Origin of the sequence: Actinomadura soli, assembly GCF_005889715.1 — a bacterium.
In the GTDB taxonomy this organism is placed as follows: Bacteria; Actinomycetota; Actinomycetes; order Streptosporangiales; family Streptosporangiaceae; genus Spirillospora; species Spirillospora soli.
The window spans coordinates 1-26,749 of record NZ_VCKW01000057.1; the positions used below are offsets into that span (position 1 = coordinate 1).

Sequence of the window (26,749 nt, forward strand, 5' to 3'; positions counted from 1 at the left end):
CTGTACTACGACGACAGCCAGGCCGCAGAGTTCCAGGACGCGGTGGCCGCCGGCGTCAAGGTGTGGAACGACAACGTCCAGAACGTCAAGCTCGTCGAGGCCCAGCCCGGCGGACGGGCGGAGATCCAGATCATCGCCGACAACGGCTGGCCGCGCGCCATCGTCGGTCCCGTCCGGCCCGGTGGACGCGTCCAGGTGTGGTTCGGCCGCCAGGCGGTCACCCAGGGATACGACACCACTCGGATCGCCTCCCACGAACTGGGCCACAGCCTCGGCCTGCCCGACATGAAACCCGGTCCGTGCACGTCGCTGATGTCCGGGTCCACTGCCGGGGTGGGCTGCAAGAACCCCATCCCGAACAGCACGGAGAAGTCGCGGGTGGAGGCCAACTACCGTGCCCGTGCCGCCACTTCCTCCCCCTTCGCCGGGAGTCTCGTGGTCGACGCGCCGTGAGCGCGCACCAGCCCGTGACCGGCACCGGCGGTAGCCGTCACACGGGTGCTCACGCCCTGGTCCCGCGACGGCTCGGAAGCATCGCGAGATCAACACGGTAGAGCGACATCGGGCCGCCACGGCGTTCTTCCGCGAGCCGGGAAACGCCGTGGCGGCCTCCGCCTTAGAAGAGCTTTCGCCGCCTTCCGGCACCTTCCACCTCGGCACGGCGCGGAAGCATTTCAGCGAATTATCTGAGTACGACCCAAACGGGCATCGCCCAAAAGAGAGGCCGACTGCGGTGTGCCCGTCCTCTCCCATCCCGGCTGAAGGACGTCTCCCCCGATCCGGCGAGGAACAGGGGAACATCCGAGTTCGGCGCCTCGCAGGCTCCATTCCGGTTGCCCGATCTGCTACAAGCGTAGTTAAACTACCTGCCGTTCCGGCAGTTGTGGCGATCAGTGCCAGCGGTTCGTGCGGGAGGCGACCGTGGAGGGAGAAGCCGTTGTCGCGTAGGCCGTTGGGGCAGCTGGAGGCGGAGGTGCTGGCGGCGCTGGCCGGGCTCGGCGGCTCGGCGCGGACCGCTGAGCTGGTGGAAAGGCTCGACGGGAATCCGGCGTACACGACGGTGAACACGATCCTGCACCGGTTGTACGAGAAGAAGCTGGTGTCGCGGACGCGGGCCGGTCGGCACTATCTGTACCGGCTCGCCGTTGACGAGTCGGAACTCGTGGCGGGCCGCATGCGTGAGCACCTCCGTCACGCCAGTGACCCCGGCGGCGTGCTGAACCGGTTCGTCCGGACGCTCACGGACGAGGAGGCGCGCCAGCTGCGCGGATTCCTCGACCGACCGGAGGACGGCAGGTGAACTGGTTCACCTTCGTGCCCCTCGCCCTCATGCTGGCGCTGGGTTCGGCGCTCGGCCGGACGCGGCTGCCGCTGCATCCGTCCTGGTCGGCGCGGTTGCTGGCCACGACCGGGGCGATGACGGCGGTCGCCGCGCTCGGCACCGGCGTCTTCGTGGCGATCAACTACGCGGCGACGCTCGCGCCGTCCGCCGCCGCGCACGTCCCCGAGTGGGCGCTGTTCGGCGATGACGCGCCGGTCCCGGGCGTGGTGGGGATTCCGGCGATCGTCCTGTCCGCCGCCGGGCTGCTCGTCGCGACCAAGGCGGCGGTCGGCTGGCTGGACGAACTGCGCACCGCGCGCCGGACACAGGCGCGCGAGCCGCTGGAGACCGAGGTCCCGATCGCCGTCGCGGTGCCGGGCAAGCACGGCGGTGTGCTGCTGTCGAAGGGCATGCTCCGGACGTTCACCGCCGAGGAACTCCATGTCGTCTTCCAGCATGAATCGTCCCACCTGCGGCACCGGCACCATCGCTACGCGGCGGCCGGCGCGCTGGGCGCGGCGGTGCTGCCGCCGCTGCGGCCGCTGAACGAGCGGCTGCGGCTCGCGGTGGAGCGGTGGGCCGACGAGGACGCGGCGGAGGCGACCGGCGACCGCGCGCTCGTCGCCCGCACGATCGCCAAGGCCGCCCTCGCCCGCCCTCCGTCCGCAGGGCCGGCCACCGCGTTCGCCGAGTCCGGTGTCGTACAGCGCGTCGAGGCGCTGCTCGGCACGCCGCCGGACAGGAACGCGGTCACCGGCCCGCTGCTGTTCATGGGCAACGGCTTCGTCACCAGTTCCCTGACCGCCGTGACCCTCCAGCTCGACCAGGCGGCCGTGTCCTGCATGCTGGCCCTCCTCGCCCTTCGCTGAGGAGGCGGGCGGTCAGAGCTCGAACTCGGCGGGGGCGAGGCCGAGCGCGAAGCATGCCTCGCGGACGATGGCCTTCTCGTTGTCGTCGAAGTTCCCGTCCGCGCCGCCGATGATGATGCCGATCTGGATCACGGCGCGCGCCTCGTCGGGCTTCTTCTTGGCCTTGGCGATGTCCTGCAGGACGGCGACCTTGCCGAAGTCGAAGTCCGCGGTCAGCTTCGACACGTTGTCGTTGAACCTGCGCTGCAGGTCGTCCGCGGGGAAGTTGCGCAGCACCTCGTTGCTCGCGATCAGGGACGCGGTCCGCTGCCGCTCGGACGGGTCGACGCTGCCGTCCGCGGCGGCGACCAGCGCGCACATCGCCATGCTCGCGTCCCGGAACGCCCCGCTCTTCAGATCGTTCTTCTTGCTGAGCAGCTGCGTCTGCAGGGTCTGGGTCGACTCACGCAGCTTGTCCCAGAAGGGCATCGGTTCCTCCGCTCGTTGTCGGTCCCACCCGACACTAACGGACCTGCTACAACCGTAGTAGCCGTGACGCGGCACCCGAGGGCCCGGGAGCGGCGGACGGTGCGCCGAGGTATCGCCGATGTCCATCCGCGGCTACGACCAGGACCACTCTCCGCTATTTATCGAACACCATGCGTAAAGCTACGGTGACGTTCTGCGTCCAGCACGGTGACCTCGGGAGGAGCTCACGTGAGCGACAACGCGGCATTCCGCTACGGCCGAACCTTCGACCTCTTCGACGCAAACCACAACGGGGTGATCGAGGCGGACGATCTGGCGGCGCTGGCCAGTGGCGTCGTGCTGGCCGGGAAGATTCCCGCCGAGTCCGTCAAGAGCCAGGCGCTCCACGCCGCCTATCAGCGTTTCTGGGATGTCGTCACCCACTACGCCGACATCGACTCCGACGGAGGCGTCACGCGCGAGGAATTCATCGACGCGTTGGCCGGCGGGATGAGCGCCGGACCGCTCTTCACCGAGAGCATCGCGGACGCGGTCGCCGCGGAGTTCGCGGTCATCGACACCGACGACGACGGACGGATCGATTTAGCCGAACTCCAGACATTCCTGGAGAACGTCGGCCTCGACCCGGAGGAGGCCCGTCAGGCCGCAGCCGACATGGACACCGACGGAGACGGCACCATCTCCAGAGAGGAGTACCAGAGGGCCTGGCTCAACTACTACTTCGAAATCGACCCCGAGACCAAGACATTCCTGGGTGGGCTCCACTGACAAGGTCTCCACCAGGAACCAGGTCCACGGCGATCACGGGTGCGGGGCGTTCAGGAGGCGGGTCGGGGTGACCTGGTCGATGTGCAGGATCGCGTCGAACGCGCTGGACAGCGAGCCGACCGTGTGGTGGTATTCGGCGTCCTTCTCGGGGACGTAGGCGGCGCTCACGGTCCGCAGCTTGGCGGGCCCGTCGAGGCGGTGCCGGACCGGCGGCGGGGCGCCGTGCCGCAGGTCGACGAGGTAGTCGGGAATGCGCGCCGTGCCGAGGTCGCGATCGATGAACGACTCGTGCGGGGACGGCATCGCGCAGACCTTCGGGCCGCCCGTCTCCCAGCCGGTGAGGACGTCCCCGTGGTCGAAGACGGTGGCGATCGAGCGGTAGCGCCGTCCGTGGACGCGCCGCAGGATGCCGCCCGCCGTCCGCCGCCGGGTGACGTCCGGCCCGGGGTACTCGTCGGGGAACGAGACCACCTGCTCCTCGACGCCGGCGGTGTGGGCGTTGGCGGCGCTGTAGACGACGCGGTGGCCGGTCCGGCGGCGCCAGGTCTCGATGAAGCGGGCGATGTACCGCTCCCGCGTGTTCTGCTCGTCACCGGCGGTGGTGTAGGACTCGTACCAGCCGACGAGGGCCCGCGCGTGCTGGACGGCGTCGTCCCACGAGACCTGCGACCGTCCGGGCCCGCGCGGCGCACCGTGTCGAGGACGGCCCGGGCGTGCCCGATGTACGGGCGCTTGAGCTCGTCGGTGAATTCGGGATCGTTGTACCAGGCCAGATGCTTCTGCGGCCCGCCGCGCATGGCGATCTCGGTCAGGTGGCGGTCGAGGTCGGCGTACCGGTGCGGCGCGACGTCCCTGACGTACGCGCGGATCTCGTCGTACAGGCGCGGCCGCAGCTCCAGGATGTCGGCGCCGAGGAAGCGGACCCGGCCGTGCGGCGGACGGCCCTCGTTGAACGCCCGCATCCACGTCACTAATTCGAGGACGCCGTGGCTGCGGAGCATGAACAGCGCGTCACCGACCACCGAGGCGGCGTCGCCCGCGCCGGTGGTGACGTAGCGGTCGATGGCGACTCCGGCGGCCCAGCTCTCCTCCCAGGCGATCGTCCGGAAGCCGAGCCGCTCCACCAGGAAGCGGGCCGCGCGGTGCTTCAGGGCCGTCACCGTGTGGGCGCCGTGCACCGGTTCGCCGATCCCGGCGATGCGCGCGTCGCCGATCAGGGGACGCAGCGCCTGGAGATCGTCCAGCGGGCCTCCGGCGTCGAGGCGGGAGAGCGGCACCGCGTGCCGGTCCAGCCAGGCGCGCAGCCCGTCCGCGCCCGCCGGGGCGGTCGCACCGGCGGCCCGTGGCAGGCCCAGACGCGGCGGCCACGGCGCCCGAGGGCGACTTCGCCGAGACGATGACCCGGGCGATGCTGGCCTGGCTCGACGCCTGCGAGGAGCCGGAGCTGCAGCGCATCCTCCTGGTCGACGGGCCGTCGGTGCTCGGCTGGGCCCGCTGGCGCGAGATCTGCCAGAACCACGTCCTCGGCATGATGGAGGGCGTCCTCGCTCAGGCGATGGCCGAGGGCACGGTCCGCGAGCTGCCGGTCAAGGCGCTCGCCCACGCGCTGCTCGCGGTGGCGGACGAGGCCGCCCTCCTGATCAGCGCCGCCAAGGACCCGGCCGCCGCGCGACGCGACGTGATGGCCGTCGTGGGGCCGATCATCGACGCACTGAAGCGATAAGCCGACCGCTTGCAAAGATGCCCGTCGTGGAGGCGGCCTGCTCTGGGCCTACCGGACGTTCGCGGCCTTGCGGGCGAGGACGAGGCGGTACCGCGCGCTTCCGTCCGCGCGCCGCCCCAGGGACGGCAAGGGGGTGGTCGTCACGGTGAATCCGGCCCCCGCCAGATCGTCGCGGACGGCGTGCAGCGGACACGTGCGGTAGTACATGACGAACGGAGGACGCCACACCGCATTGCGAAGGCGCATGGCCAGATCGAATCCGAGCAGCGTCCAATACCAGCCCGAGGCGATGGGCGGCGGCGCACCGACCGGGAAGGCGAACAGCCCGCCGGGCCGCAGGGCGCGGTGCACCCCGGCGAACAGCGCGGGCCGTTCGGCGGGCAGGAAATGTCCGAGCGCCCCGAAACTGACCGCGAGGTCGAAGCCCTCGTCGAAGGGCAGCGCCCGGACGTCGGCCCGGACCCATTCGGCGTCCGGATGCGCGCCGCGCGCCTGCGCGAGCATTCCGGAGCTGAAGTCGACACCGCAGATCCGTCCCTCGCACAAGGGCTGGAGGACCCGCATTCCCGCGCCGGTACCGCAGCACACGTCCAGGCCCTCGCCGAACGGCCCGAGCGGACGCAGCGCGTCAGCGGTCGCGTCGAGCACGCTTTCGGGCGTGCGGAATGGCGTGTGGTCGAATTTGGGCGCGAGCCTGTCATAGCCGTCCTCAACGGAGGACAGAGCCTGGATCGCCAGTTCGCGCAGAGACGGACCTTGAGCCGAGAACACCGGCCAAGGCTACTTCCCGTACGCCCCAGGCGGTCAGGAGTCAGGGGTGCCGAGGCTCCAGAGGCGGACACCGCGGTCCTCGGGACAGGTGATCGCGATCGGCCGGCCGCCGATCCGCCCGAACGCGACCGGGACGGCGGCGGCACCGCGCACGGACGGGTCGGCGGCGAGCGGGTCGCCGAGCGGTCGCCGGGACAGCAGGCTCCACCCCTGGACCGCGCCGTCGGCGACGCCCGCCAGCAGGATCGGCTCGCCGCCGCGCATGCCGAACGCCACGGACAGGACCGCCCTCTCGTGGACGAGGGGCCTGCCCAGTTCGCGCCGCGTCCCGAGATCCCACACGCGGACGGTCCGGTCATAGCCGCCGGTCACCGCGACGGGCCTGCCCGCGAGCCGCCCGTACGCCACCGCGACGACCGAGTCGGTGTGGCTGGTCAGCCGCAGGTCGGTCCAGCGGCGGTCGTCCAGGTCGAGGACGCGCACGGACTGGTCCCACATGCCGCCGATGACCGCCACCGCCGAGCCGTCGAGGTCGCCGCAGGCCACCGGCATGGGGCTGGCGTCGTCCGCCAGGGGCGGGCCGAGCTGGCGTCCGGCGGCCAGGTCCCACAGGCGGACGGTGCGGTCCTCGCTCGCGCTGACCGCCATCGGCCTGCCGCCGACGACGGCCATGGAGACCGACGTCACCGCGCCGCCGTGGCCGCGGAGCGGTTCGCCGGCGCGTTCGCCGCGGGCCGGGTCCCACACGCTCAGCGTGCCGTCCTGGCAGCCCGTGACGACGATCGGCCTGCCCGCCGGCGGCCCGGCCGGTTCGCCGCAGGCGACCGCGAGGACGGGCGCGTCGTGCCGGAGCGGCGGCCCGTGCTGACGGCGCGCGGCGAGGTCCCACACGCGGGCCGACAGGTCATGAGCTCCGGTGACGGCGATAGGAAGGTCGCCGGACGAGCCGTACGCGACGCAGCGGACGGTCCCGGTATGGCCCGTCAAGGGATCGCCGATAGGGGCACCGAAACGCGACGACCCCGGCGACGCGCCCGGCGGCCCGCCGGAAGTCGGCGGCGGTGGCGGGACGCCTTGGCCGAGGCTCGACATCACCTTGGCGGCGGTGGGACGGTCGGCCGCCTCCTTGCGCAGGCAGGCGGAGACGACGGCGCGCAGCGGCTCGGGCACGTCGTCGAGGTCCGGCTCGTGGTGGACGATCCGGTACATGATCCCGTGGTCGCTCTCGCCGTCGCCGAGGCCGAACGGCGGCGTACCGGTCGCGGCGAACGCCATGGTCGCCCCCCAGGCGAACACGTCGGTGTGCGGGCCCAGCCGTCCCCCGGTGATCTGCTCCGGCGCCATGTAGGCGGGGGTGCCCCGGCGCTCATGGTCGCGTTGCGCGATGGTCTCCAGGGCCCGGGCGATGCCGAAGTCGACGATGCGGGCGCCGTAGGGGCCGGTGAGGACGTTGCCCGGCTTGAAGTCGCAGTGCACCAGCCCGGCGGCGTGGACGGCGGCGAGCGCCGAGGCGGTCGCCGCCGCGAGCGCCAGGACCTCCTCGCGGCCGTACCGCCCGGCCCGCCGGACCCGGTCCTCCACCGACTCGCCCTCGATGTACTCGCTGACGACGTACGGGCGCCCGGCCTGCTCGCCGGAGCCCAGGACGCGGGCCGTGTACCCGGTGGCCCGACCGGCCAGCCTGATCTCCCGCTCGAACAGCAGCCTGCCCTGCGGGGTGCCGCCGGACCAGGCGTGCAGCAGCTTGATCGCCACGCGGCGGCCGTCCGGCGCCTCGCCCAGGTAGACGACGCCCTGCCCGCCCGCGCCGAGCCGGGCGAGAACGCGGTACTCGCCGATGTGTCCGGCGTCGCCTTCCCGCAGGGGTTGGAGCGGCACCTTATGTCGGCCCCAGCGCGTCGATCGACTCTCCGAACTCCTCGACCTTCGCGGAGTCTCCCGCGAACCTCTTGACGACGCGCAGCAGCTCGTCCAGGCCGCGCGGGTGGTCCCGGCAGGCGCTGACGATGGCGTACAGGTCGGCGCGGTCGTCCCCGTCCTGCCGCGTCCCGAGCCGGGTGGCCAGCGGCAGCGGCAGTTCCGCGACGATCTGGTCGCGCAGGCGCCGCGCGCGAAGCTCCCGGAGGCACATCGCGCGGTCCACGGCGACGTCGAGCGCGGGGGGCGGATCGGTGACCGTGACGGGCGGCGGCAACGGTCGCGGCGGAACGGGGGCCTTCGGCAGGAGGGCCTTCGGGGCCGGGCTCGCGGGCACGGGCGGCCGACTCGCGGACGGCGGTCCGGCGGGCTCCGCAGGCGGGAGGACCTCCGCGTCGATGATCGTGGGCGGCGCGCCCGCGCTCACGAGGAACGGCGGGCGGATGCCCGGGATCCTCATCCAGGCGGCCGCCACGGTCTCCTTCACCCGGACCTCGACCCGCTGGTACTCGGCCGGGTCCACCAGCCCCAGGCCGTGCCATATCAGGTCCTCGTGGACGCGGTCCGAGGCGATCGTCGCGAGGTCCGCCCCGGTCCGCCGCAGGCCCTCCCGGAGCTGGTCGGCGTCCAGGATCCGGAACGCGTGGTTGAGGGCGGTCCCGACGAGGCCCTCGCGGTCAGCGGTGACCAGCCCGGTGTTCACCGCCACCCGCATCCGCATCCGCGCGGCGCCGCTGGAGAGGTCGTTGTACCGCCGCACCTCGGCCCGCAGCCGGTCGATCACGGACGTCAGCAGCGTCGCGGGATCGGTGGCCGGCGGCGGGACGATCAGCGCGCCGTCGCCGCGGTCCTCGCGGTAGCAGCGCTCGAACGGGACTCCCGCGCCGTCGAACGCGGCCCGCAGCCCGTCGTACATCCCCCGCCTCAGCCGGTGCCGGACGAGATCGGTACGCGCGCGGATCGAGAACGACTCGATGTCGCAGACGAAGAGCGAGCTCAGGCCGTTGGGCTTCCAGGGGCCGCTGGATGGGGACATGCGCTGCCTCGGTTCGTCGGCCGGTCACTGCCTCCGAGTGAGGTGTACCACGGGGCTTCACCAGCCCGTCAAGGTCACATGACACACATTCAGCCAATGGTGACGGGCGGCCTCCTGCGGCTCCGGATGCCCGTCGGGAAGCACCCTCCGCAGCCGCGCCGGCCGCGGCGCTCTACGCCGAATCGTCAGACGCGAACGCAACAGACGCGGACGCATCAGAACGGGAACGACGCACGCCAGCAGGAGAACACCGGCGCAGGCCAGCCAGGTGGTGCTCCGCGGCCCGAGCGCCGCGACGAGGTACCCGGCGGTCAGCGCGCCGAGCGGGACGGTGCCGCCGGTGAGGAAACGGCTGAGGCCCATGACCCGGCCGAGCATGTGCTCGGGCACCCGCCCGGTCTGGTGGTTGATGAGCGCGACGTTGAGGAGCCCGCCCGTGAGGCTCAGCCCGCCCCAGGCGACCAGGCCGGTGACGGGCTCGGCGACCAGGGCGACGACCAGGGTCAGCGCGGACCAGGCCGCCACGCAGACACCGATCGTCCGCTCGTCCCCGAGCCACTTCTCGATCTTCGGGGCGGCGATCGACCCGATGAGCCCGCAGATGCCGGACGTGGCCAGCAGCAGCCCGATGTGCCCGCCGGACATGTCGTGCTCCCTGGCCAGGACCAGCAGCGAGAGCACGAGGGCCTGGAAGCAGAAGTTCCCGACCGCGCCGATGATGAGCACGGTGCGGAGGAAGGGGCTCCGGAGCACGATCCGCAGCACGGTCCGGAAGGAGACGGCGGCGGGGCCGGCCGGCCCCGCCATTGACGGATCATGGACGTCGCGCGGCCGGAAGTTCTTCTGGCGCATGAGGGAGAGCGCGAATATCGCCCACACGGAGACCAGGACGCCCACCAGATGGGGAAGGTATTTTCCGCAGCCGAGGAGGAAACCGCCGAGGGGCCTGCCCAGCAACTGGGCGAGATGGCCGCGCGCCTCGTTCGTGGCCAGCGCCGTGGGCAGTTTCTTGGCCGTCACGACATGCCGTACCGCGGTCACTTCGGCGGTGTTGTACAGCACCAGGAAGAGGCCCTCGAAGAACGCGAAGAGGATGAGCAGCGCGGCGGCCCAGTCCCGGAACGCGATCGCGCCGAGGGGGAGCACGCCGGCCGCCAGCCGTCCCACCTGCCCGGCGAGCATCAGCCTGCGCCGGTCGAGGCGGTCGACCAGCCAGCCCGCGAAGAGGTGCATGAGCAGGGCGGGCACGGTGCCGGCGGCGCTCACCCAGCCCGCCACGACGGGCGAGCCCGTCAGCAGGAGCGCCAGCAGGGGATTGGCCGTGAGGGCGCACATGTGACCTAACTGGGAGGCCGCCGAGGCGCTCCACAGCAGAGTGAAGTCATGCCCTCTCATCGGCTGCCGGCCTGTGGACGACCGCCCCGCCCCGGATATCACGCTCCGATGGCGTGATACCCGTGGCGTGATACCCGGGGCGGGTATCACGCCCCGACGGCGACGCGGTCATCGACGTTAAGGATCTACCGCTGACCACCGCCGAGGGGCAGGCGCCGAGAGTCGGACTCATCCCGGGAGATTACCCACCGGAGGAGCCGGACACGGGGACAACGAACTAAAGCTGTCCCCGCAGTCGACTATCCCGAGGTCATGAGTTTCTCCGCCTCCGGGTGCAGATGCCGGGGCAGCGGTGGGCGGCGGGCCCTGACCGCGCGTTCGGCCAGCCCGGCGGCCGTGTCGGCCTCGCCGCCGAGACGCAGGACCCTGGCCACCCGCAGCAGGGCGGGCCCGCTGTCGGCGGCGCTGTCGATCAGCTCGACCTCGTCGGTCCCGTCCGGGCCGATTCCCGTGTGGGTCAGCCTGGCCAGCGCGAACGCGGCACGGCTGGACGGACGGTCCCCGTAGTTCACGCGGTCCAGGTCGCGCAGCGCCGGGCCGCCACGGCCGAGATCGGCCAGCAGCTCGCCGCGCAGCCTGAGCGCCTCCGGTGTGCCGCCGTCCTGGCTGAGCGCGTCGTCGAGGATCGCGAGCGCCGCCTGGGTGCGTCCCGCGTACCAGAGCGCCTGGGCGAGCGCCGTCTTCACGAACAGGTCGCCCGGCAGCCGGGTCAGGGCGGCGCGCAGCCGGTTCACCGCCTCGGACGGGCCGTCGCCGATCTTCAGCCGGCCGACCGCGGCGAGCAGCATGCCCACATGCGCGGCGTCCCCCATGGCGCCGTACGCCTGGGCCGCGGTGTCGTAGTGCTTGATGGCGGCGGCCTGCCGTCCCTGCTCGTAGGCGATCGTGCCCAGCAGGCACTCGGCGGCCGCGCGTTCCCGGACGTCGGTGGCCGCCACCGTCACGGCGTGCGCGCGGTTCCAGGCGGGTTCCAGGGCGCGGACGGTGAACGCCGCTTCCGCCTCGTCCAGCCGCCGGGCCCGCCGCCGCACGGTGTCCGCCGCGTCGGGGTCGAGCCGCCGGACCACCCCGCTCAGCCGGGCCTGCCGCAGGCGGTACCGGCGCTTGCCCGGGCGTCCTTCCGCGTAGAGCAACCGCGCGTCCTGGAGGGCGGACATCACCGAATCGGACGGCTCGCCCGCCGCCCGTCCCGGGTGGACCGCTCTGCGCTGGCGGCCGAACGCGTCCCTGAACCACTCCGTGAGCGTGCCGGGGCGCTCTCCATGGTCGGACGCCGCCGCTGCCAGGGCGCGGAGGCAGTGGTCGCGGAGGATCCGGTCCACCAGCTCCGGCAGGCGCGCGATGCGCGTCCCGCTTCCGGGTGCGGCTTCGTCCCAGAGCCGGTGGCAGACGATCTGCAGGAGCGCGGGGTCGATGCCGCGCTCGCTCCCGCCCAGCTCGCCGACCAGCCGCCGGGCGCTCGCCGCGAGCGGATGGTCGGCGCCCGCCACGGCGCCGCTGACCGCGTCGACGGCGGCATCCGGGTCGAACGGGTGAAGCGGGAACCTGGACGCCGAGCCCTGCGGCAGCCCGGCCCTGGTCAGCAGGTCCAGCAGTTCCTCGACGTTCTCGGTGCGGACCGCGATGAGCAGGCGCAGGCGCGGGCGGTCGGCGAGGGCCTCGACCAGTTCCTCGGCGAACCGTCCGGCGTGCCGCGCCCGGTCGGCGTCGGCGGGGAAGAGCAGGTCGGCGTGGTCGACGGCGGCGAGCAGCGGTCGGCCGGGCGCGTCGCCGCCCCAGCCGCGGTCGCCGGCGGAGGATCTCCGGCGGAGCAGCCCGGCGATCGACGACCCCGAGATCCGGGCCGGCGGCTCGCCCGGGAACCAGGACGCCAGGAGCGCGAAGGTGTAGCGGTTGAGGTCCGGGAGCGCGGCCAGCGGGAAGTCGCCGGCGAACGCCGGCCTTCCGATCGGGAGCACCTCGGCGCCGTGCTCCCGGCCCCGCTCCGGGCCGAGCCTCGGCAGGACGCCGGCGCTCAGCAGCGACGTCTTGCCGACGCCCGCCGGGCCGTGCAGCACTGTGAGCCGGTTGCGGGGCCAGGCGCCCGCCAGGGCGGCGGCCTCCCTGCCCCGGCCCAGGAAGACGCCCGCGTCCGCCGTGTCGAACGGACGCGGGCCGACGAATGGTGCGCTGGCGCTCATCGCCTGGTCACATAGCGGAGGGCCGGCGGGACGACGACGGGACGACGACGGGAAATTGTCCGTATGCGGTCTTCCCGTCGGGCCGGCCACCCCCCGCTAGACCCTGTTCTCGAAGCCGGCCGCGGCGGCCGTCGAACGGGTCGGGTCGATCACTTCCTGAATCGCGTCCGCGAGGATCGGATTGTCGTCCGATTGGAGGAGATCGGGCGTGATTCCCTGGGTGTCGATGGCGAGTGGCGGCATGATCCCTCCTAGTGGATCGGTGCTCGGCCTGGGCCGTCGTCCCAATATAACCCCGCCCGGCCGTCTTCTCCTATGTTCAGAACTTAACTTCATTTCCGGTCTGCCGAATTAAGAACGTGTCACGTTACACATTTTCGGCAGAATGCGGTGTGGTGTTCCCCATTCGCCGTAGCTCGCCATGCCGTTCCGGATCTAGACTTGCCGAGAGGCAGCGCCTGAACGTGAGTCGGAGGCGGATCGAGTGTCCGGACAAAAAGGAGCCGCCGGAACGCCGGAGTCGCGCGTCCCGCCGGTCTGGGGAAAAGTCCCCCCGCGCAACAGGAATTTCACCGGTCGCGAAGAGCTCCTGGCGGCGCTGCGCGAGGGGATCACCGGCAGGGTGACCGCGGTGGTCCCGCAGCCGCACGCCCTGCACGGCCTGGGCGGCGTCGGGAAGACGCTGACGGCCGTCGAGTACATCTATCGCTACCGGCACACCTACGACGTCGTCTGGTGGATTCCGGCGGACCAGCAGACCATGGTGAAGGCCGCCCTCGCCGACCTCGCGCCCCACCTCGGTCTGTCGCCCGCGACGGTGACCGGAGTCGAGGACGCGGCGAAGAACGTCCTGGACGCCCTGCGCAGGGGCACCCCCTACGACAAGTGGCTCCTCGTCTTCGACAACGCCGACCAGCCGGAGGATCTCTTCGACATCCTCCCGCAGGACCCGGGGCACGTGCTGATCACCTCCCGCAACCACCGCTGGGCCAGCCTGGTCGACGCGGTCCCCGTGGACGTGTTCCACCGGGACGAGAGCGTCGAGTTCCTGACGAAGCGGGTGCGCGGAGCCATCAGCGCCGAGGACGCCGACCGTCTCGCCGAGCCGCTGGGCGACCTGCCGCTGGCACTGGAGCAGGCCGGGGCGCTGCTCTTCGAGCGCGGCATGACCGTGTCGGAATACCTGGAACAGCTGGGCGATCGCACCAGCCAGCTGCTCTCCCAGGGACGGCCCGTCGAGTACCCGGTCCCGATGACGGCCGCGTGGAGCGTCTCGGTGGCGAGCCTCAGCGAGAGCCTCCCGGAGGCGGTGGACCTGCTACGGGTCTGCGCCTTCTTCGGCTCCGAGCCCATTCCGCGGGAGGTCCTCAGCGAGGCCCCGCCCGGGCTGCGTCCCGAGATGGCCGGACTGCTCGGCGACACCATCCGGCTGGGGCGCGCGTTCGGTGAACTCGGCCGGTACGCGCTGGCCCGTCTGGACATACCGGGGCGGACCATTCAGGTGCACCGGCTCGTCCAGAAACTCGTGCAGGACGAACTGTCCCCGGAGGAGCGGAAGCGGAACCAGCACGAGGTCCATCTCCTGCTGGCCGACTACGACCTGGGCGAGCCCGACGACGAGTCGAACTGGCCGAAGTACGGCGGGCTCGTCGGGCACCTGGTTCCCTCGACGGTCTCCGACTGCCGCGTCCCGGAGGTCCGCGCCTTCGCCATCCGGATGCTGCGCTACCTGTCGAGCTCGGCCAACTACACGGCCGCGCTGAGCGTCGCGGAGGACCTCATCGACAAGTGGAGCGCCGAGTCCGGGCCCGAGCACCCCGACGTCATCCGGGTGAAGCTCGAACACACCAACACCCTGCGGGAACTGGGCAGATACGAGGAGGTGACCGAGCTCAACGCCGAGGTCTTCGGCACCGCGGAGAAGACGCTCGGCCCCACCGATGACATCACCCTGTGGGCACTGCGCGGGTCGGCCGCCGACCTGAGGGCGCTCGGCGACTTCCGCGAGGCACTGAGACGCGACGAGGAGGCGATGCGCCGCTTCGAGGAGAAGTACGGCCCCGACCATGTCGGAACCCTCCGCGCCGTGAACAACCTCGCCATCGACCACGGCCTCATGAGCAACTACAGGAAGGCGCGGGACCTGCACAACCGGGCGTACTCCGGGTGGCGGCAGCAGGGGCCGGCGATCGTCAAGGCCAGCATGCTCAACGCGCTGAACGGGCTCGCCAGGGCCGTCCGGCTGTCGGGGGAGTACTCGGAGGCGTGCGACCTCGGTGAGGACGCCTACGCCAATGCCCAGGACGCGATCGGACCCGAACACAACTGGACGTTGCGCATCGGAAAGGACCTGTCCGTCGCGTTGCGCAGGTACGGCGACTTCGAGCGGGCGGAGGAGCTGGCGGCACAGGTGCAGGAGCGGTGCGTCCGGCTGTACGGGCTGAAGTCACCGGACACGCTCGCCGCGGCCGTGTGCCTGTCCAACCTCTGGCGCACCGCCGGCAGGGTGGAGGAGGCGACGGAACTGGCCGCGGACTCGGCGGCCCGGTACACCGAGATCTTCCCGGAGACTCACCCCTACGCCGCGGCGTGCCTGACCAACCTGGCCGTGCTGCGCCGCGTCCAGGGTGACCCGGTGGCGGCGCGGAAGCTGAACGAGCGGGCCCTCGCCGGGCTGGACGCCCAGCTCGGCCGCGACCACGACTACGCGCTGACCACGGCCCTCAACCTGGCCAGCGACCTGGCCGCGCTGGGCGAGCTGGAGGCGGCCTGCGGCCTCGGCCAGGACACCCTGCGGCGGCTGCGCGCGCTGTTCGGGGACGAGTACCCGCTCACCCTGTCCGGCGCCGCCAACCTCTCGGCCGACCTGATGGCCATCGGACGGACGGAGGAGGCGACCGAGCTCAGGGAAGGCACCATGGCGGCCTACCGGAGGACGCTCACGCTGAATCACCCGGACGCGGTGGTCTTCATGGAAGGCCGCCATCTGGACGCCGACTTCGACCCGCCGCCCATCTGATCATCCCCGCCGCTCCCGCCGCTCCCGCCGCTCCCGCCGCTCCCGCCCGCGGTGGCGCGGTCGCGGCGTGCCCGGATCACGGCGACCTCCTCGGACACCACGCCGTGGACGTGGGTGATCAGGCGCTGGAGGTCATGGCAGTACACCGAGGGATTGCGGAAGCCGGTTCCGCTCCGGTAGCGGTGCGCGTAGTGCCCGGCGCCGCAGACGAACCGCAGGCGGCACGCCCGGCACTGCTCGGCCAGCGCCGAGTCCCTGATCTGCCGGGCGGCGATCGACGGCAGCAGCAGCGCGTCCTCGAACGGGTCCCGGGACACGTGCAGCACGGTCGCGGACGCGCCCTCGTACGCGGACTTGAGCGAGTCGACCTGCTCGATCCGCCCGTTCGTCTCCACCACCGCGATGGCGACGGGAGACAGCCCGACCGCCTCGCCCCCGGCGGGCCGCCCGAGCAGCAGCATCATGATGTCGTCGAACAGGCGCACCCTCGTCCGCTTCTCCCGCGACCGGTACCAGCGGTCGAACGCGGCGACGAGCCAGTCGCCGTAGGGGGTGGACGTGTCCGGCGGCCGTCCGGGTGGGGGCGCGTCCCAGTTTCCGTGCGGCAGCAGGAAGTCGATGGTGGGCGGCTCGAAGGCGAGCATCGCCTCGTACGTCCGCACCGGGTCGTTGCGCAGCTCGACGGTGCACAGCAGGCCGCTGAAAAGCCGCCGGTAGGGCTCGTCCCGGAGCCTTTCCAGCCCCGCCTGCACGGACTGGAAGCTGCCGTGGCCGGTGCTCGTCCGGCGATGACGGTCGTGGCCCTCCTCGTCGCCGTCCAGGCTGACGCCCACCCGCACCTCGTGCTCCAGGAACAGGTCGAGGAACCGCCGGTCGAGCAGGACGCCGTTGGTCTGGACGTGGAACCGCACCTCGGCCTCCGGCGCGCACGCGGCGCGCACGGTCTCGATCGTGTAGCGCAGGTGGTCCTCGCCGGCGAGCAGCGGTTCGCCTCCGTGCAGGGTCACGTCCACCCGGTCCAGGAGCTTGGCGCGGGCGTGCTCGGCGATCCGTTCCGCCACCCGGTCCACGGTCGGCCTGGCCATCTTGCGCGGCTGGCGCCGCCAGCCCTGGTCGGCCATCTCGTACATGTAGCAGTAGTCGCAGGCCAGGTTGCAGCGGCTGTGCACCTTGAGGACGAATTCCCGGAACGGCGTCGGCCGCCACCCCCGTCCCAGCAGGGACGCGACGTCGAGCGTCTGCGGCCACTCGAGCGCGTCGTCTCGCTGTGCGTCAGCCACGCTGATCGCTCCCTGGGCCGAGAAACCGGACGCGCGGGCACGTAGGGCTTTAGTGCGCTTTGCCGTGATATGTACGTCCCTCAAGATCGCTAAACGTCCCCGCTGTCGCCGGCCGAGTTCAGGCCGCTGCGCGCAACGTCGCGCGGGGCGGTGCCCCTCACGACCGCACTCGGGCGAGCCGGTAGTCGGCGCCGTCCCGCCACAGCAGCCAGTCGCCCGCGGCCCACGCTTCTCCGCCGAGCCTGGCCTCACGGCCGGTCCGGACGTCGAACACGACCGATTCGGCCGCGTCCTCGTCCTGATGCGCGGCCGTGTAGGCGACGATTCGGTCACCCGCGGTGATCCGACCCGCATAGGCGGGGTCGGCCGCGTGAGGCAGCGTGCGGAGGATCTTACGCGAGCCGCCGGTGTCTCTGTCGAGCACCGAGAGAGCCCCGCCGCCCGCCCAGGCGATCAGGCGCGAATTCGCTGCGAAGACCGGGTCCGCCGATTCCCGCAGGCGGAGAAGGTCGCGGACGGCACCATCGCGCACATCGACCTGCCGAAGGCCGGCTCCCACCCGGACGATCGCATGAGGATAGGAGAAGGTCTCCAACGTTCCGCCGACCGCATAGGTCCGTGCCCCGCCGCCGCAAGCGGTCGCCACCATCAGAGAGTCGGCGTCGCGTCCCCACACGAATGCCGGGCCGTCGGCGAAGAATCGGTCTCGTCCACCCCAGGCCGCATCGAGTGTCCGGGTCGGGCCCTCACCAGAGCGTCCCCGGCAGGAAAGGCGCTCACCATCCGGCCACAGGTACCCTGCCTCCCCGGCCGCCATTGTCCATAGGTAGGCGCGCGATCCGGGCGCGGTCTCAGTGACCAGTGCGGGAAGACCGCCCGCGGGGCCCGCACGCCAGATCCCGGTGGACCTTCCGTCGTTTCCGTCGCCTCCCGCTTGGGGAGCGCCGAGAACTGTGCCGTCCCTGGCCAGTGCCATTGCCTCGAACGGAGATTTGCCCGGCAGATTTCTCGGGATCCTCACGATCGTGCCGCGCTCCACCACAGCGCTCAGATCCGTCTGCCCTGACGTCGCCCTCACGGTCGCAGGGTCGTCGGCCGGAGACCGCTCCGGGACGGCTTGCATGACGGCCACCGGAGTAAGCCCCGCGACCGCGGCGGCCACCACGGTTCCGGCGGCCACCCTCCGGCGACGGGCCGCCGCCGCATTCCGCAGAATTCGGCTCTGCAGCGACACCGGCGGATGTTCGTCCTTGAACGGTGAGGTCAGCAGCTCTCCGAGCTTCCGCTCGAACTCATCCATGTGACTCCTCCTGGGCTTCGGCCGCGGCTCGCAGTTTGGCGAGGGCACGGGACGCCTGACTTCGCACCGTGCTGGCGCTGCACCCGAGCACATCGGCGATCTGCTCGTCGCTGAACCCATCGACGTAGCGCAGCATGAGCACGGCCCTCATCCCCTTCGGCAGCCCGGCCAGCGCCGCCTGGGTCGCGGCAAGCGCCGTCACACCGTCCAGCCGCTGGTCATCGGCCGCCCGATCGGGCGGGTCGGCCATCAACCGCTCCCGGTCGCGCCGCCGCCGGTTGAGCATGAGCCGCACCATCGTCACGCGGACATAACCCTCCGGATCGTCCTTGCGCCGTACCCGCCGCCACCCGGCGCCCGTCCTGGTCAGGGCCTCCTGAACGAGGTCCTCGGCGTCGTGCCGGTTGCCGGTGAGCGCGCAGGCGTAGCGGTAGAGCGCCGGCAGCCGGCTCGTGACGAAATCGTCGAACCGGGCCAGCTCCTTGTCCGGCACGGTGCACCTCCTCACACCCAAGGACACGCGACCCCGCTCGGACGCTGCACGTCACCAAGAAAGAGTGCCCCACCTACCTCCACATCCAAGGGGGCCACGTGGTGAGCGAGCACCGGCTTGTGCAGCCTTTACCGCCGAAGTCCGCCGCAGCGGCGAAGATCTACTCATGAACGCCGACCGACCCGCACCACCCCGCGGGCATCGTGCGCGGCCGCCCCGCGGGCATCGTGCGCGGGCGTGTCAGGCGGGGCGGATCAGCTTCGTGTAGCCCGCCACGAAGAGCGTGGCGAACGCCCAGCCCAGGAACTGCGGCACCCATCCGGCCGCCACGATCCACTGTTCTCCGTCGGACGTGGGGACGAGGTTGCACCGTGTCCGCCTCGTCGTGCTCACCAGTGGAACGGCCAGTTCGATCCCCAGCCCCACCTGGTCGACGAAGTCGCAGTCGCGTTTCTGCCCGTCCGCCCCCTGCCCGGAGGCGGCGTCGCCTGACGGGACGGCTGGGGCGGCCCCGGGACGTGCGGGCACCTGGACGGCGTCGGTCGTCTGCGCCGCCACCACGGTCAGGATCACCGCCGCGAGGATGGTCAGGGCCAGGCCGACCAGGGCGCGCCAGGTCTGGTAGCCGTAACCGAGCACGGTGCGCAGGACGCGCAGCCGCAGCCGTTCGGCCCTCGACAGGCCGCGCCCGCCTGCCAGCAGGTCGTCCTGCTGGGCGATGAGCACTTTGCGGGCGTCGTCGTCCCATCCGGCGGCCGTGTAGACGTCGGCGAGCTGGCGGTAGGGCTGCGCCGCGTAGCACGCCCGGTCGCGCAGGAAGGCGACCCATTCGGCGCACGTCATGCCGTGCGGGACCATCCGGTAGGTGAGCCCGTCGAGGGCGACGAGGTCGGGCCCGGAGGTCCCGGCCAGATCGGGACGCATGCTGAGCGTGCGGCCGAGCGTCACCATGCGAAGGTCGACGGCGCGCGACCCGGTTCCGCCGGTCACGGTGGCGCCGTCGCAGACCAGGCTTCCTCCGATCTCGGCGCCGGTGAACCACACCACACCGTCGGGATGGGCGCCGGTGGCCGTCATGCGGGTGAGGAAGACGTCCGTCTCGGCTCGGACGCCCTCGGCGGCCAGCGCGCACATCCCCTCCCCGGCCAGTTCGGCGTCCTCCAGGCTGAGCTGGCCGCGCACGGTGGCCCCCGGAGCACGACCACGGCGACCTCGGCGGCGTCGGCGCGGCCGCCGTCACCGCGCCCGCGCGCCCGCAGCCGGCGCAGCAGCAGGTTGCCGCCGACGTCGCCGCGCTCGGCCAGCAGCGCCGCCCCGCCGTCGCCGGTGATCTCGGCGCCCCACTACCAGGCGATGGTCTCGATCAACAGGTGGCTCCCCCAACCCGACCAGACGGCGCCCCCGGTAATCGGCTTGGACTAGCCACCTCTCGACGAGGGCCCGTCGTACAGGCGCAGCTCCGCGGCGCTCACCCACGCCACGGTCCGGGGCATCAGGTCTCGATGTAGGCGCGGATTTCGGAGGCGACCTTGTCGGGGGATTCGAGCGTGGGGAAGTGGGTCGGGCCGTCCAGGGTGCGGTACTCGAACCAGGGGTGTTCGCTCTGGAAGTCGATGTGCGCCTGCTCGTAGGAACGGGTGGTCGGCTGGGAGAACAGGTGCTTGATCGGACGGTGCTCGCTCAGCCCGGCCATCCGCTGCAAGGGGGAGCCGAACTCGGCGTAGGCGTCGGCGATCACGCGGCAGGAGCGGGCCCACATCTCGAAGCCGAAGCCGGACATCTCCTCGTCGAGGTGGCGTTGGACGCGTTCGTGGCGATGTCCGTTGAGCCACACGTCGTACAGGTCCTGGCGGGCGTCGGTCCAGCGGTCGGGGTCCTGAATGGCGGCGAGCCCGGCGGAGAATTCGGGGGACGGCGGCGTCATCAGCCAGTCGACGACGATCAGGCGGGGCACGCGTGCAGTGCCGGTCCTTTCGGCGATCTCCAGGTTGGCCCAGCCGCCGTGCGAGTGCGAGACGGGCAGGAACCGGTCCACGTGCAGCGCGTCGAGGACGGCGAGGGTGTCGCCGGCCTGTTCGGCGTAGCCGAAGTCGTCGACGGGGGAGCGGTCCTCGCCGTGGCCGCGCCAGTCCACGCACAGGACGCGCAGGTCGTCGGCGAGGCGGGGGACGAGCTGGTCGAACAGCTGGTGGTCATGGCACCAGCCGCTGAGCAGGACGACGACCGGCGCGTCCGCCGGACCCTGGTCCTGGTAGGTGATCGGCTGGCCGGCAACGCGGATGGTCTTGAGGTCGGTCATGTCTTCCTTTCAACGGGACGTTCCGGCGAAGCGCCCCGCGCCGGTCGAGACGGTCAGTGCAGCGCGCATGCAGGACGCACCGGACCGCAGCAGGACGCGGCCGTCGGGGCTCGCCTCGACGGTCTCGGTGCGGATCTCCACTCCGGCCTTCCACGCCCCGCCGATGAGCGTGCCGATCAGGTGGTCCCACACGACGGTGAGCGCGGTCCTGGTCGATGCCACGGTTCGGTTCCTTTCCCGGTCGATGCGTGCAGGTGCGGGGGGACGGCGGTCAGGCCGGGAGGCCGTCCGCGTAGGCGTCGCTGAAGTTGCGGCTGGCCATCCGCTCGGCGGCGCCGAACCAGCCGGCGAGCTCGTCGGCGCCGTGCTTCGGCAGCCGCGCGTGGCCCTCCTGGATCCGGTCGAGCGCCGCGTTCGCCCGCGTGCGCACAGCCGCCAGGTTCTGCCCGACGAGCGTGCCGCCGCGCTTGCGGACGACGCCGTCCACCAGGACCGTGTCGACATCGGCGGCCGTGGACTGCAGGACGACCGTGCCGGCCATGTGGCTCGGACGCACCAGGTCCATCCGCGGCTTGACGACGATCACGTCGGCCTTCTTGCCGACCGTGAGTGAGCCGATGCGGTCCTGGAGTCCGAGGGTGTGCGCGCCGTTGACGGTCGCCCATTCCAGCGCGTGGTGGGTGGTGAGGTCGATCGTCCAGGGCATGGTTCCGGTGGCGTGCACCTTCGCGTTGTCGAGCATGCGCTGCGTCTGGAGGCCGAGGCGCATCTGCGAGAACAGGTCGCCCGAGCCGACGCACACGATGTCGGTGGACACGCCGGGACGCAGGCCGTGGTCCATCGCGGCGCGCAAGGGCGGGATCCCCATGCCCATCTGCATCTCGGTCTCCGGCGCGATGGTGACCCGCTGGTCGTGCCGGGCCATCAGCCGCCATTCCTGCTCGTCCAGCGCGGGGCAGTGGATGTGCACGTGCCCGGGGATCAGCAGGTCGTGGTCGGCGAGCTCGCGCAGCCCCTTCAGCAGGATGGACGTCGTCGCCGCCGCGGTGTGCGAGGCGCGGAGCACGCCCAGCTCGCGGGCCAGCCGGATCTCCGCGGCGATCGTGCCGAACGGGAGGATGCCGAAGTCGGTGAGCAGCATCCCCATCGTGACCAGCGCGTCGTCGGCCGACAGCCGCTCGCGGCGCAGGCGGGACGCGTCCTTGAGCCGGTCGTCGTGCGAGGCGAACGCGCGCGGGAACTCGTACGCCTGCATCCCGTAGTTGTAGACGGCGCGGATTCCGGCGGCCTGCAGCGCGTCGACGTTGGCGTCGGCGTGCTCGGGGGTGTTGACGCAGTCGTTGCAGTCCATGATCGTCGTGACGCCCGCGTCCAGCGCCTCCAGCGCGCCGACCGTGGACGCCGCGCCCAGGTCCGCGGCCTCCAGGAAGGAGCCGGTGCCGTAGAAGGTGCCGGCGAGGAACTCCGGCAGCGACTCGTCGGCGGAGACGGCCCGCATCAGCGCCATCCAGGTGTGCCGATGGCTGTCGATCATGCCCGGGAGCACGATCCCGCCGGACGCGTCGACGGTCTCGGCGTCGACGCCCTGGAACTCCGCCGCGTCCCGCGCGACCGCCGCGATCCGGTCGTCCTCGATCAGGACGGCGCCGCCCGGCAGGTCGCCGAGGCCCGGGTCCATCGTGAGGACATGTCCGCCGGTGATCACGGTACGTGAGACGCTCATGAGCTGACCTCCGGAAATGTGGGCGCATGGGTGTCCATATCTTGAGCACACCCGAGCGGTTGATTCCCAATGCCGGTTACGGACGGGGCTATACCCGGACCGTCATAGCTCTAGGTCCCCTGGCGTGACTGCGGTCACGAAGCCCCTCGGCCGGACACGCTCAACGCCGCTCAGGAACCCCGTCCCAGCGCACCAATGCGAACGCCCGGCCGCGGCCGGGCGGAGTTCCCCATGTTCTGTGCGCCTCCGGCAGGATTCGAACCTGCGACACCCGCTTTAGGAGAGCGGTGCTCTATCCCCTGAGCTACGGAGGCGTGTCGTCGCTTGCGGCAAGAGCGTAGCGGACGGCTCCTCCAGGGTAGGGGACGGGGAGTGCCGAGCGCTCCTTCTTATGGGGGCTCCGGTGCCCCTAGGCCGGGTGGGGGCGGTGTGGGTACGCTTCGGTGCCGTGACGGGTCGGCATCGCGGGCAGCCGAAGGAATGGGTTGCCGAGGACGAGGTGGACGCGCGTTCGTCCCGGGGTAAGCGGATCGGTGTCGTCGCGGGTGCGTTCGTGGTTCCCGTTGTGCTGGCCTCACTGGTCGCGTTCGGGCTGCGCGAGGACCCGGTGCGGGAGCGGCCGGAGACGGTGGGGTCGTCGGCGCGGAACGTGACCCCGGCCGTGACGCCCGAGGGGGAGCCGACGTACGGGGAGTACGTGCCGCCCGAATCGGAGCCGCAGGCGGGGACGAAGGCTCCCAAGCGGGCGCCCCTGCCGGAGGCGGTGCCGCGGAAGAAGAGGACTCCCAAGCCGTCGCCGTCCTTCAGGACGAGGCGGCCGTGCCCGCCGGGCTGGGAAGACGTCTGGTGGATGCACCGGTGGTGCGAGCCGCAGCATGCTCACCGTGGTCGCTGAACCGATTACGCACAGGTCATCGTAGAACCTGTAGTAGCGTTCTGCCGCTGTTCCGCAACTGGGCATCAGGAGGAAAACCACCGTGCCGAACCCCCGGTCGGCGGCGCTGACCGCGGTCTTCCTGGTGATGACGATGATCTCACCGCATGGCGCCGCCACGGCGGCCGAGGGTCGGGCCGACCCTCTGGAGTCGCTGCGCCGTGAAGCGTCGAAGGCCCGCACCGAGCTCGAGAAGGCCACGAAGCGGATGGAGGACCGGCAGAAGGATCTGGCCGCTTCGCAGGTCAAGCTGCGGGACACGCTGAAGGATCTGGCGGCGGCCGAGGCCGAGCTGAACGAGATCCGGGAGCCGCTGGCCAGGCTGGCGAACACCTCGTACCAGCAGCGCGGCGCCGCCGGGTCGATGTCGATCTTCGGTGGCGGTGACCCGGGGCAGGCGCTGCGTTCGACGGCGGACGTGACGCTGCTCGCCCAGTCGCAGAAGGCGCTTGTGGACCGTGCCGATGAGCTGCAGGAGCGGCGGAAGCGGCTCGCCACGACCGCTCAGGACCTGCAGTCGCGCAACGCGGTCGAGCAGACCCGCCTGCAGCAGGAGGTCGACGGGCTGAAGAGCAAGTCGGCGCAGCTGACCGAGCAGCTCAACGAGATGCTCGACAAGCTCGCGGTGAGCCGGTTGAAGCGGCTGCAGCTCGGGTGCGACAGGGGCCTTTCGAGCGACGCGAAGCAGTTCCCGAACGGGCTGATCCCGTCGAGGTACCTGTGCGTCCTGCCGCAGAAGGGGCACAAGCTGCGGGCGGACGCGGCGCAGGCGTTCTACAAGCTGAACGCGTCCTACAAGCGCCGGTTCGGCCGTGACATGTGCGTCACGGACGCGTACCGGAACCTGTCGGACCAGCACCGGATCTACGCGCAGCGGCCGGGCTTCGCCGCGGTTCCCGGGACGAGCAACCACGGCAAGGGCCAGGCCGTCGATCTCTGCGGCGGCGTGCAGAACTCTGGGTCGGTCCAGTTCAACTGGATGGAGGCCAATGCCGGGAAGTACGGGTGGATCCATCCGGCGTGGGCGTACAGCAACCCGTTCGAGCCGTGGCACTGGGAGTACGGCACCGAGAACGACGAGTGACATCGGCGTCGTTCGCCGTCTCGGCCCGTATCTCGTGCCGCTGGACGGCCGCCCTGTGAGGTTTCGTCTGCTCGGCTAGAGCGGGATCTCGGTGGCGGGGACGACCTCGATGGTGCAGTGGCGGCAGCGGCTTGCCTTGATGGGGATCTCACCGAGGCACTGCGGGCACTCGCGCTCGGTGGCCTCCCTTCGCCGGTCCATCCGCTCGATCAGCTTGGTCGTCGGCAGCACCACCAGGAAGTACACGATCACGGCCGTGATGGTGAAGGCGATCGCGGAGGTCACGAAGATCCCGTACGGGAACTGGGTGCCGCTGATCGTGACCGACAGCCGGGTGTAGTCGGGCTTGCCGCCGAGCAGCGCGATCAGGGGGGTGATGAAGGAGTTCGCGAAGTCCTTCACGAGGCCGGCGAAGGCGGCTCCGACGACGAACGCGACGGCGAGGTCGATGAGGTTCCCGCGGAAGAGGAACGTCTTGAATCCACTCATGTCGAGCTCCAGGGGTGTCGGGGGTGCGCATGCAGATCTGCGCAGGAACGGCTACGGATCGTAATGAAACATCCCCGGAATCGCCAAGTCAGGACAAAAACGATCTCTGAGGTGCGGACTTACGAGTGCGGCGTGAAATCGGTCAGGGGTTGGCGATCGTCAGGGACAGGGGTGCTCCGGTGCCCGCCAGCGCCGCGGCCTGGGCCCGGTCGGTGGCCAGGACGACCAGTGCTCCCTCCTCCGCGCGGCCCTCGCTCGGGGGTGGGATCGCGACGACGGGCACGGCTGAGACCACGATTCGCGCCGGGCCCTGCTGGTGTGGCCCTTCGAGTGGATCGGGACGGGCCGGGGTGGTCAGGACGTCGATGCGGTCGCCGGGGCGGAGGAGTCGGGCGGCGTCGGCGTCGGCCACGCGGACGGGGGCGGCGACCGTGCCGGGACCGTAGCCGCGGAGCAGGGCGGCGCCGACGACGCGGGCGTCGGTGAGGGGCTCGCCACGGCGCATGGGGCCGGCGAGGACGCGTCCGGCGGCGGGTGAGTGGAGAGCGCCCGAGGGGACGGAGCCCGGAGGGAGGCTCACCGGGCGCAGGTCGGAGGGGATGAGAGCCTTCCCGGCCGGGAGGTCGCGGGCGGCGGCGAGGACGCGGACGGACGGCGGCGGTGCCGGGCGCAGGGCCAGGAGGGCGAGCCCGGCGGCGGCCGCGGCGAACAGCGCCGCCAGCGGCCGCCGCAGGCGGCTTAAGCGGACGTTCACGGGAGCTCCAGGGGAAGCTTGATGCCGTCCAGGACGTTCGGGCACGGGCACGAGCGGTCGGCCGGCAGCGCCTTGACGATGTCGGCGACGACGGTGCGGAGGCGGCCGATGTTCTCCCCGAAGACGCGGAGCACCTCGTCCATGGTGACGCCCTCGCCCTCTTCGATGCCCGCGTCGAGGTCGGTGACGAGGCACAGCGGCGTGTAGCAGAGCGCCAGCTCGCGGGCGAGGACGGCCTCGGGGTGGCCGGTCATCCCGATGAGCGTCCAGCCCTGGGAGGCGAACCACTGGGACTCGGCCCGGGTCGAGAAGCGCGGCCCCTCGATGACGACGAGGGTGCCGCGGTCGACGGGATCCCAGCCGGCGGCGCGGGCCGACGTCACGGCGGTGCGGCGGCCGACCGGGCAGTACGGGTCGGAGAACGAGACGTGGACGGCGGCGCCGTCGTCGTAGTAGGTCTGCGCCCGTCCGGACGTGCGGTCGGCGAGCTGGTCGGGCACGGCGAGCGTGCCGGGGCCGTGGTCGGGGGTGAGCGAGCCGACCGCGCTCGGGGCCAGCACCTGCCGGACGCCGAGGGAGCGCAGCGCCCACAGGTTGGCCCGGTAGGGGATCTTGTGCGGCGGGAACCGGTGGTCGCGGCCGTGGCGCGGGACGAACGCGACGCGGCGGTCGGCGAGCTCGCCGACGGTGACGGTGTCGCTCGGAGGGCCGTACGGGGTCTCGACCCGCATCTCCTCGACGTCGTCGAGGAACGAGTAGAACCCGGAGCCGCCGATGACTCCGATCTCGGCGGCGGGCGGGGAACCGGAAGGCTGAGTGGACATGGCGCCGACACTAGCCACCCCGCCGCGGCACCCGGGAGACCGTCCGCGAATTGTGGATAACCCCGGAGAAGGGGCCCGGCCTGAGCCGGGCCCCTCCCCTTC

The 26,749-nt window shown here is 71.7% G+C and carries 25 protein-coding genes, 1 tRNA gene and 1 pseudogene; 8 read left to right on the top strand and 19 right to left on the bottom strand.

Annotated features, from left to right (window positions below; genetic code table 11):
* The 3 genes from ETD83_RS13690 to ETD83_RS13700 form a co-directional block, all read left to right on the top strand.
* Positions 1-453: snapalysin family zinc-dependent metalloprotease (locus ETD83_RS13690; protein WP_138645493.1), on the top strand; the 453-nt coding region annotated here is incomplete at its 5' end.
* Between the two features lie 484 nt (positions 454-937).
* Positions 938-1,300: a BlaI/MecI/CopY family transcriptional regulator gene (locus tag ETD83_RS13695; RefSeq protein ID WP_138645494.1), complete on the top strand. Its 363-nt coding sequence runs from the start codon at positions 938-940 to the stop codon at positions 1,298-1,300.
* Positions 1,297-2,190 (top strand): M56 family metallopeptidase, encoded by an 894-nt coding sequence (locus tag ETD83_RS13700; RefSeq protein WP_138645495.1) that lies wholly within the window; start codon positions 1,297-1,299, stop codon positions 2,188-2,190. The genes ETD83_RS13695 and ETD83_RS13700 overlap by 4 nt, the downstream gene beginning before the upstream one ends.
* Positions 2,191-2,202: 12 nt before the next feature.
* Here ETD83_RS13700 and ETD83_RS13705 read toward each other — a convergent pair whose 3' ends face one another.
* Positions 2,203-2,658 carry a tellurite resistance TerB family protein gene (locus ETD83_RS13705; RefSeq protein WP_138645496.1) on the bottom strand — a complete coding sequence of 152 codons (456 nt, stop codon included), beginning with the start codon at positions 2,656-2,658 and terminating at the stop codon, positions 2,203-2,205.
* 228 nt (positions 2,659-2,886) lie between these two features.
* On the opposite strand from ETD83_RS13705, the gene ETD83_RS13710 reads away from it, so the two are divergent.
* Positions 2,887-3,426: an EF-hand domain-containing protein gene (locus tag ETD83_RS13710; RefSeq protein ID WP_171064183.1), complete on the top strand. Its 540-nt coding sequence runs from the start codon at positions 2,887-2,889 to the stop codon at positions 3,424-3,426.
* 33 nt (positions 3,427-3,459) lie between these two features.
* Here the strand turns inward: ETD83_RS13710 and ETD83_RS13715 are convergent.
* Positions 3,460-4,703, bottom strand: a pseudogene (locus tag ETD83_RS13715) (erythromycin esterase family protein).
* A 65-nt stretch (positions 4,704-4,768) separates the two neighbouring features.
* On the opposite strand from ETD83_RS13715, the gene ETD83_RS13720 reads away from it, so the two are divergent.
* The gene (locus ETD83_RS13720; protein WP_138645498.1) at positions 4,769-5,149 is read left to right on the top strand and encodes a hypothetical protein; all 381 of its coding nucleotides are present in this window, start codon (positions 4,769-4,771) and stop codon (positions 5,147-5,149) included.
* A gap of 48 nt (positions 5,150-5,197) precedes the next feature.
* Here the strand turns inward: ETD83_RS13720 and ETD83_RS13725 are convergent, their stop codons facing one another.
* From ETD83_RS13725 to ETD83_RS42470, 6 genes are all read right to left on the bottom strand, one after another.
* Positions 5,198-5,920, bottom strand: coding sequence for a class I SAM-dependent methyltransferase (locus ETD83_RS13725; protein ID WP_138645499.1), 723 nt, complete (start codon positions 5,918-5,920; stop codon positions 5,198-5,200).
* A 33-nt stretch (positions 5,921-5,953) separates the two neighbouring features.
* Complete coding sequence (locus ETD83_RS13730) at positions 5,954-7,798, bottom strand: WD40 repeat domain-containing serine/threonine protein kinase (RefSeq protein ID WP_138645500.1); 1,845 nt, start codon at positions 7,796-7,798, stop codon at positions 5,954-5,956.
* 1 nt (position 7,799) lies between these two features.
* Positions 7,800-8,873: an effector-associated domain 2-containing protein gene (locus ETD83_RS45300; RefSeq protein WP_138645501.1), complete on the bottom strand. Its 1,074-nt coding sequence runs from the start codon at positions 8,871-8,873 to the stop codon at positions 7,800-7,802.
* Between the two features lie 57 nt (positions 8,874-8,930).
* Positions 8,931-10,268 (bottom strand): MFS transporter, encoded by a 1,338-nt coding sequence (locus tag ETD83_RS13740; protein WP_138645502.1) that lies wholly within the window; start codon positions 10,266-10,268, stop codon positions 8,931-8,933.
* 239 nt (positions 10,269-10,507) lie between these two features.
* Entirely contained in the window at positions 10,508-12,448 is a 1,941-nt protein-coding gene (locus tag ETD83_RS42465; RefSeq protein ID WP_171064185.1) for an nSTAND1 domain-containing NTPase, read from the bottom strand.
* A gap of 96 nt (positions 12,449-12,544) precedes the next feature.
* Positions 12,545-12,691: a hypothetical protein gene (locus ETD83_RS42470; protein ID WP_171064186.1), complete on the bottom strand. Its 147-nt coding sequence runs from the start codon at positions 12,689-12,691 to the stop codon at positions 12,545-12,547.
* 241 nt (positions 12,692-12,932) lie between these two features.
* On the opposite strand from ETD83_RS42470, the gene fxsT reads away from it, so the two are divergent.
* Positions 12,933-15,467, top strand: coding sequence for an FxSxx-COOH system tetratricopeptide repeat protein (gene fxsT, locus ETD83_RS13750; protein WP_138645503.1), 2,535 nt, complete (start codon positions 12,933-12,935; stop codon positions 15,465-15,467).
* On the opposite strand, the gene ETD83_RS13755 is transcribed toward fxsT, so the two are convergent.
* The 8 genes from ETD83_RS13755 to ETD83_RS13785 all read right to left on the bottom strand — a co-directional run bounded on the left by ETD83_RS13755 (position 15,398) and on the right by ETD83_RS13785 (position 22,876).
* On the bottom strand, positions 15,398-16,747 hold the full coding sequence (locus ETD83_RS13755) for an FxsB family cyclophane-forming radical SAM/SPASM peptide maturase (protein WP_230420886.1): 1,350 nt from the start codon (positions 16,745-16,747) through the stop codon (positions 15,398-15,400). The two genes, fxsT and ETD83_RS13755, sit on opposite strands and share 70 nt — an antisense overlap.
* 157 nt (positions 16,748-16,904) lie before the next feature.
* Positions 16,905-17,564, bottom strand: a complete 660-nt coding sequence (locus ETD83_RS44405) for a hypothetical protein (protein WP_230420887.1) — start codon at positions 17,562-17,564, stop codon at positions 16,905-16,907.
* Between the two features lie 475 nt (positions 17,565-18,039).
* Positions 18,040-18,540 carry a SigE family RNA polymerase sigma factor gene (locus ETD83_RS13760; RefSeq protein WP_230420888.1) on the bottom strand — a complete coding sequence of 167 codons (501 nt, stop codon included), beginning with the start codon at positions 18,538-18,540 and terminating at the stop codon, positions 18,040-18,042.
* A gap of 240 nt (positions 18,541-18,780) precedes the next feature.
* Positions 18,781-19,722 carry a hypothetical protein gene (locus tag ETD83_RS13765; RefSeq protein ID WP_138645506.1) on the bottom strand — a complete coding sequence of 314 codons (942 nt, stop codon included), beginning with the start codon at positions 19,720-19,722 and terminating at the stop codon, positions 18,781-18,783.
* Positions 19,723-20,032: 310 nt separating this feature from the next.
* Positions 20,033-20,839, bottom strand: coding sequence for an alpha/beta fold hydrolase (locus ETD83_RS13770; RefSeq protein ID WP_138645507.1), 807 nt, complete (start codon positions 20,837-20,839; stop codon positions 20,033-20,035).
* A gap of 9 nt (positions 20,840-20,848) precedes the next feature.
* A complete protein-coding gene (locus tag ETD83_RS43640; RefSeq protein ID WP_205717655.1) occupies positions 20,849-21,061 on the bottom strand; it encodes a hypothetical protein in 213 nt (70 codons plus the stop codon).
* Positions 21,062-21,110: 49 nt separating this feature from the next.
* Complete coding sequence (locus tag ETD83_RS13780; protein ID WP_138645508.1) at positions 21,111-22,562, bottom strand: amidohydrolase family protein; 1,452 nt, start codon at positions 22,560-22,562, stop codon at positions 21,111-21,113.
* A gap of 241 nt (positions 22,563-22,803) precedes the next feature.
* A tRNA-Arg gene (locus tag ETD83_RS13785) sits at positions 22,804-22,876 on the bottom strand.
* A 134-nt stretch (positions 22,877-23,010) separates the two neighbouring features.
* Between ETD83_RS13785 and ETD83_RS13790 the strand changes: the two genes are divergently transcribed.
* On the top strand, positions 23,011-23,457 hold the full coding sequence (locus ETD83_RS13790; RefSeq protein ID WP_138645509.1) for a hypothetical protein: 447 nt from the start codon (positions 23,011-23,013) through the stop codon (positions 23,455-23,457).
* 82 nt (positions 23,458-23,539) lie between these two features.
* Entirely contained in the window at positions 23,540-24,580 is a 1,041-nt protein-coding gene (locus ETD83_RS13795; protein WP_138645510.1) for a D-alanyl-D-alanine carboxypeptidase family protein, read from the top strand.
* A 75-nt stretch (positions 24,581-24,655) separates the two neighbouring features.
* Here ETD83_RS13795 and ETD83_RS13800 read toward each other — a convergent pair whose 3' ends face one another.
* The 3 genes from ETD83_RS13800 to ETD83_RS13810 form a co-directional block, all read right to left on the bottom strand.
* Positions 24,656-25,069: an MscL family protein gene (locus ETD83_RS13800; RefSeq protein ID WP_138645511.1), complete on the bottom strand. Its 414-nt coding sequence runs from the start codon at positions 25,067-25,069 to the stop codon at positions 24,656-24,658.
* Between the two features lie 142 nt (positions 25,070-25,211).
* On the bottom strand, positions 25,212-25,823 hold the full coding sequence (gene cpaB / locus ETD83_RS13805; RefSeq protein WP_138645512.1) for a Flp pilus assembly protein CpaB: 612 nt from the start codon (positions 25,821-25,823) through the stop codon (positions 25,212-25,214).
* Positions 25,820-26,647 (bottom strand): S-methyl-5'-thioadenosine phosphorylase, encoded by an 828-nt coding sequence (locus ETD83_RS13810; RefSeq protein WP_138645513.1) that lies wholly within the window; start codon positions 26,645-26,647, stop codon positions 25,820-25,822. The genes cpaB and ETD83_RS13810 overlap by 4 nt, the downstream gene beginning before the upstream one ends.
* Positions 26,648-26,749: the final 102 nt, after the last annotated feature.